The 5,367-nt window shown below is 33.8% G+C and carries 8 protein-coding genes and 1 pseudogene; 2 read left to right on the forward strand and 7 right to left on the reverse strand.

The window, feature by feature from the left end; translation table 11 throughout:
* Positions 1-375: 375 nt before the first annotated feature.
* Complete coding sequence (locus A5870_RS12935; RefSeq protein WP_086293240.1) at positions 376-705, forward strand: hypothetical protein; 330 nt, start codon at positions 376-378, stop codon at positions 703-705.
* A gap of 401 nt (positions 706-1,106) precedes the next feature.
* Here A5870_RS12935 and A5870_RS12945 read toward each other — a convergent pair whose 3' ends face one another.
* From A5870_RS12945 to A5870_RS17810, 7 genes and pseudogenes are all read right to left on the reverse strand, one after another.
* Positions 1,107-1,250 carry a putative holin-like toxin gene (locus tag A5870_RS12945; protein WP_221928441.1) on the reverse strand — a complete coding sequence of 48 codons (144 nt, stop codon included), beginning with the start codon at positions 1,248-1,250 and terminating at the stop codon, positions 1,107-1,109.
* A gap of 377 nt (positions 1,251-1,627) precedes the next feature.
* Positions 1,628-1,954 (reverse strand): transcriptional regulator, encoded by a 327-nt coding sequence (locus A5870_RS12950; protein WP_242596013.1) that lies wholly within the window; start codon positions 1,952-1,954, stop codon positions 1,628-1,630.
* 186 nt (positions 1,955-2,140) lie between these two features.
* Entirely contained in the window at positions 2,141-2,566 is a 426-nt protein-coding gene (locus A5870_RS12955; RefSeq protein ID WP_086293244.1) for a hypothetical protein, read from the reverse strand.
* Positions 2,567-2,848: 282 nt separating this feature from the next.
* Positions 2,849-2,992 carry a hypothetical protein gene (locus tag A5870_RS12960; RefSeq protein WP_242596012.1) on the reverse strand — a complete coding sequence of 48 codons (144 nt, stop codon included), beginning with the start codon at positions 2,990-2,992 and terminating at the stop codon, positions 2,849-2,851.
* Positions 2,993-3,097: 105 nt separating this feature from the next.
* Positions 3,098-3,775, reverse strand: a complete 678-nt coding sequence (gene mobL / locus A5870_RS12965) for a relaxase MobL (RefSeq protein ID WP_249270014.1) — start codon at positions 3,773-3,775, stop codon at positions 3,098-3,100.
* Positions 3,776-3,999: 224 nt separating this feature from the next.
* On the reverse strand, positions 4,000-4,437 hold the full coding sequence (locus tag A5870_RS17405) for a hypothetical protein (protein WP_170924071.1): 438 nt from the start codon (positions 4,435-4,437) through the stop codon (positions 4,000-4,002).
* Between the two features lie 126 nt (positions 4,438-4,563).
* A pseudogene (locus A5870_RS17810) lies at positions 4,564-4,858 on the reverse strand (IS110 family transposase); the annotation flags it as partial.
* A 272-nt stretch (positions 4,859-5,130) separates the two neighbouring features.
* Here A5870_RS17810 and A5870_RS12980 point away from each other — a divergent pair.
* Complete coding sequence (locus tag A5870_RS12980) at positions 5,131-5,325, forward strand: hypothetical protein (RefSeq protein ID WP_086293246.1); 195 nt, start codon at positions 5,131-5,133, stop codon at positions 5,323-5,325.
* Positions 5,326-5,367 lie beyond the last annotated feature (42 nt).

Raw genomic sequence — 5,367 nt, forward strand, 5'->3', positions numbered from 1 at the left:
TTAAGGATTACATGCCTTTGCAACAGTACCAGCAAACGTCTTCCATTTCCTTTTTTTTCAAATACGTCCTCAATTCTATCAATTTTTTTGCAAGGATTAAACTACCTTTTATCAACTTGATTCATTAGTTATAAAGGATTTATTATTTAACGAGCTGTATTAATAATACGTTTTATTTTAATTACATACATCGTTTTTATTCTAAAAAGTAAAATTTATTTTGCTTCAAACAATATGTTCAAGACACTTGGTATTTATCCAATTTAGCATCATCTATTTTTATGTTATTTTATAAAATGTTTTAATCTCATGATATTGTAACCCCTTTCTCAAATTTAAATTTAGTGTTATACTATAAAAAAAGGGGATTAAACTATGTCGAAAATATGTTTTACGCTAACTTCAAATTCTGGTATAGGAACAACTACAATATTCGCTACTCACGCTAGACGTAATATAGATGATTTATTAGCTTATTTTTCTGAATATTATAATGTAACAGCAGATTACCCAGAAGATAAAGGTACTGTCGATATACTTGTTATCCCAGATTCCTTTGTAGCATTCATTAATAAACACAATCTACCTGTTATTAAGGTACCTACAATTTTATTTTTAGAGAGGGACTTTGAGAAAATCAAGTTTTATATTGATAACTATTTTTTGGAAACTTCAAAAAACAAAATTCAGGTAGACAAAATATAATTCATTATTTAACAGTAGCTCTATTCAATGTCTCAGAATTTTTCATTGTTCACTCAGTTTCTTCATGCGTATGAAAGGTATTTCAAGTACCTGATGGATTTAGAATACCGAGGAAATAGTTTGTTAAATTACGAAACAATGGTGGTACTTAGGCCTTTTTTTAAGAAAGAAAAGCGATCTTTTTTGCCCTCTACGTTCCAGCCGTTTCCACCACTTAGGAGGGCAAAAAAAATAGACGTGCAAGGCACATCTGTAGAGCAAAAGGTTGATATTTCACTGAAATCTTGCTATACTAACTATGTAAAGAGGAGTTGCGCTAACAACTCCCCTACAGCACCGTTTAAGACGGTGGCAGTACTATTATTTAAACGAAAATAACCGTGACCTGCTAAAGTAGACGGTTATTTTTTTTTGTCATTTTTCACTGCTGTTAGGATGCCAAAGATGATCGTTGCGATTAAAGAACCGAAACTAATCATTAGCCCTAATGCTTCAGCTACAGACAAAAAGCTTCTCCTTTCTAAAGAGTGAACACTTACTTTCATAAGCATCACCACCTTCCAAAAGATAGCCACCGTCACAAACTTTACTGTACTCATATTATACCATAACCCACGCTGAAAACCTATATTTATCAAGGTTTTTAGCGTTTTTTATCAACATTATTTAAGCCAATAAGCTTGTTCCTTCAGTCGCTCCAGCCACCACCACCGCTCCTTCAGAAACCGTGTTGTGGACACAACCCGAAGTGATCAATAGAAAAAAGTACCAGCATCAGGCAGAGATCTCTTGTTCTTTTAAAGCTAAAATAGACAAAGCATTCGCAAACTGCAGTAAGCTGGATTGAGAATCATCGACGATCACATTTTTCTGATAATGGATCCGATCGCTCACATGATTGATAATCCGTAGACAAAACGCATCAAAAAATCTTTCGTCTCCGATCGGTGATTTCTGGTTTATATGGATGGCTAGTGGCCGTCAGACCCAAAGAAAATAAATGGTGAAAATAAAGAAACTCTTGTTTGAACTGCTGATTTTCTTGAACAAAGCTAGAGTGTTTGATTTCTGGTATATCTTGGTCTAAGAGCGAATACGTTGAATGGATCGGCGGCATCCTCGTCAATCCCATCCTTTCTCTTGAAACAAGATAACTAGAGAGCATCGATCCGATCTCTCTTTTGGTTTTATCCCAATCAATCACCTTTTTTTCAGGTAATTCAAATTGGTGAACATCAAATAATCGCACGTTTTTCCTCTTTTCATATTAAAGTAGTCACTGTTGTATGAGTATGGTTTACTCATACAGGCTTTGGCTAAGACGAAGGTGTAGCTTATACTATTGTCATTTGTTTTTTAGACACGAAAAAGCCCACGAGAGAATCATCGTGGGCTTTTTATAGATTAACTTATATCAGAGAATCAAACTCTAATATTAGTTAGAAATAAATAATGCACCTGAATAAGTTGCAATGTAAGAATTTCCACTTTTTTTAGATGATTGGAAAGTCAAAGTTCCTCTGTACCAAGCATTATATTTATATTCACTATATTTTGTACTTGATGGAAAATTTGTATTGCTGAAGGTCATTGTAATTGTTTTGTTATACGATCTGATTGGGACAACAGCTGCGGCTATAAAACTAGAATCGTTATTGTTACTTTTTTCTGGTTCGATTGAAATCCCTTCTAAAGAACCTAAATACCCCTTTTCAAATTCTAAATACTGTTCATCGTTCACTTCTACTTTTGCACTATTACCATTTATCTCTGCGCTATCAGTAACCGTAGAAGCATTTGCCTCATGTGAAAATACCATAAAAGATCCTAACGCAAGTAACATAACCATCAATTTTTTCATGCAATTAACTCCTTCTTATAAATATTTTTACATTTTAAAAATACCATGAAGAATTTTTTTAATCAACAAATCTATTTTGAACGATCCAACAATCATTATTTATTCTTCAACACTTAGAAATTGACTAGCTATTACCAAAATAGTAAGCTAAAGCTATGTTGATTATATGAGGTTAAAAAATCCAATAAGTGCACCTTTTATTTTCAACTCTCTCAGTGCCAACGTTACCAAACGTTGGCACTTTTTTGAGTTTTATTTCTGCAATCATTGGCTTTTGTATAATTAAAAAGGTAAATCATCATTTGACACATCAATTGCCGAACTGCTTTGTGCAAATGGATCCGTTTCTTGTTTTGGTAGCGGCGGCGGTGTTGGTTTGTTTTTTTCAGCTGTTTCGTTGGATTCATTCGCACGCTGCTCAGACACATCTTTAGTTCTTCTTGTCTATGATAAAATTTATTAAACAGTTTGAAAGTAAAAACTATTCAAAGAAAGTGGGCGATAACAAGGGGATTTTGGTATTTTTTAACGTTAGCTGTCGGTATAACTTACGTGAAAGTGCCCCGTGTTGTAATGGATTTCGCCGACACTGATTGTTGATCCATTTAATTTTTCTTTCTCATAAAGGACGTTCATCATTTTTCTACCGGCCATGATCAACGGTTCCCTTTTTAATTCATTTGAATATGGATTGTAAATGCCTGCTTCAATCAATGCTTTTGTATCGAAAGACACCACATCTTGAAACAATACAGATTCATTTTTGTTCGCTCGATCGAATAATTCTTTGTATTGTTCAACTTCTTGTTGCGTCAAATCATCATTGTTGAAATCAAACATCCCTGTATTCAGCGACCATATTTTTTCTTGCGTTTCTTTTTGCATGATCTCAATTTGCGCTTTTGATAAAGTCGAATAATCAGCGAGACGTTTGTAGATCTCACCTAATGATACTCTTTCTTCAGCTGTCAATTTTAATTGAGCGAGTAACGCATTTTTTCGATCCATATAATCCAAATAACCTTCAAATGATTGACTAGGATCGTCATTCTTATTCGTTAGGTCATTGATCATTTCATTTTGAAGAATCTGATTGATCACTTCGTTTCGAGTGACTTTCTTTCCTGTATTAAAGGTTTGTTTCTTAGCTCGCTGTTCGAGGTACGCAACCAATGGCTCGTTTTCAATTATTAAAGTAAATCTTGGCATGAGAAAACCTCCAGCTATTTAATCATTATGAATCTTGTGAGTGCCTAAAAGAGTTAGAACAATGAAAGAGCATAAGGTAGATACCCCCACCTTCTAGTTAGAAGGTGGAAAATAGGCTGTGCCTATTGAGTTTTAAGAGATTTCAAAGTGATATCATTGAGGCTTTTTTAGTGAAACCCAGATACCACTACCGATGGCACCTAGGTGGCATCATCAACCCTCAATTATTTTGGTAAATATTGGGAAACAATATCATTAAAATCACGTTCTTTTTTGACATCTTCTTGAACAGATTTGACCTTTTTCTTTTCTTCTTTCTTTGATTCGTCCTTCCTATTTTTGAAGCGATAGTTCTTATTTCGAACAACTTTCTTACTCATTGTGACTGCTTCTTGATAAACATCAGAAGAAAAAAGTTCTTGTATTTTGGTATGATCTTGCTCCAATTTTGCATTGGTCATAATCTCTAATAATGACAAAGAATCCAATACTTTTTTTTCGAAATTTATTTCTTTTCTCACCCGATTAAGTAATTCAAGTAGTGCATATCGAATCATCGGACTGTCTTTAATATCCTCGTCAACGGGCAGATAGGTTTTTAATTCTTTCAAAGCATCTTCATGTTCCGTGTCTAAAAATACCGGAATTCGTTTCTTTGACATGCTATCTCACACACCTTTTTTTAGTTCGTCAATTTTCGATTCAATCAACTGAATCGTCTTTTCGATATCAGAAATTTTGGTTTGATTTTCCAATCGTTCAATTTGACCGATTTCAACGATTAATTAAGTGGAGTACACCTTTCCAATACCTGGAACACCGGGCAAATATTGATATTCTCGAATGCCGACAAATAATTGCTTGATTGCTTTTCCAAGTCTTTGATGTTCTTTTCAAGCGCACGAATTTCACGTACAAGAACACTTAGAACGACATTGATGGATTCTTGTGCAAGTCTACCTAAACGATAACTCATGGTAAATGCACGTTGAATGATTTGGCAATTTTTTCTGGATCTTTAAAGCAACCTTTTCCTTCTTCTTGTAGTAAGTCACAGAACGCCTCTAAGGCTTCTTTAGCTATAGTCGCAGCATCCGCAATATTTCCATAGTTAATGCAATTCCTTTTACGGTATCTTCACCCATGACAACCATTCTAAAAATTTTCGCTAACTCGTCCATTCCAGCTGGAAAAGAATCCCAAAAATCAATATAATAATTACAATTTTTAATGATTTGTATTCAAAAATCAGATGAATGGTTTGACGTGGCAATTAATAATAATACTTTAGCAATCAACAAGATGATTGACGGTATGTGGTTAAAGAAGAAAAATAGCTAGGAGATTTTTGAGAGATGACTGGTAAATTTAAAGATGAATTATTAACTGTTGTTGCAGATAATGATTTAAAAAATATTATTCAGTTAAGAAGATACTTTGAAAATCATAGTGATGAATTTACGTTCAAAAATATCACTCGTTTTCATCAAACCATTAATAATAATATCGATGTTTTTGGTCTATATTTTGGGGGTAATCTTCAAAATTAAATGCACTTAAATATAAAAGCCCCCTGACGAAAGTCGAAGGGG

Origin of the sequence: Enterococcus sp. 2G9_DIV0600 (assembly GCF_002140615.1) — a bacterium.
GTDB lineage: Bacteria > Bacillota > Bacilli > Lactobacillales > Enterococcaceae > Enterococcus_D > Enterococcus_D innesii.

Coding starts and splice junctions, on each gene's coding strand:
- A5870_RS12935 (WP_086293240.1), top strand. CDS start 376: ATGTCGAAAATATGTTTTACGCTAACTTCAAATTCTGGTATAGGAACA.
- A5870_RS12945 (WP_221928441.1), bottom strand. CDS start 1,250: ATGAAAGTAAGTGTTCACTCTTTAGAAAGGAGAAGCTTTTTGTCTGTA.
- A5870_RS12955 (WP_086293244.1), bottom strand. CDS start 2,566: ATGAAAAAATTGATGGTTATGTTACTTGCGTTAGGATCTTTTATGGTA.
- mobL (WP_249270014.1), bottom strand. CDS start 3,775: ATGCCAAGATTTACTTTAATAATTGAAAACGAGCCATTGGTTGCGTAC.
- A5870_RS17405 (WP_170924071.1), bottom strand. CDS start 4,437: ATGTCAAAGAAACGAATTCCGGTATTTTTAGACACGGAACATGAAGAT.
- A5870_RS12980 (WP_086293246.1), top strand. CDS start 5,131: ATGACTGGTAAATTTAAAGATGAATTATTAACTGTTGTTGCAGATAAT.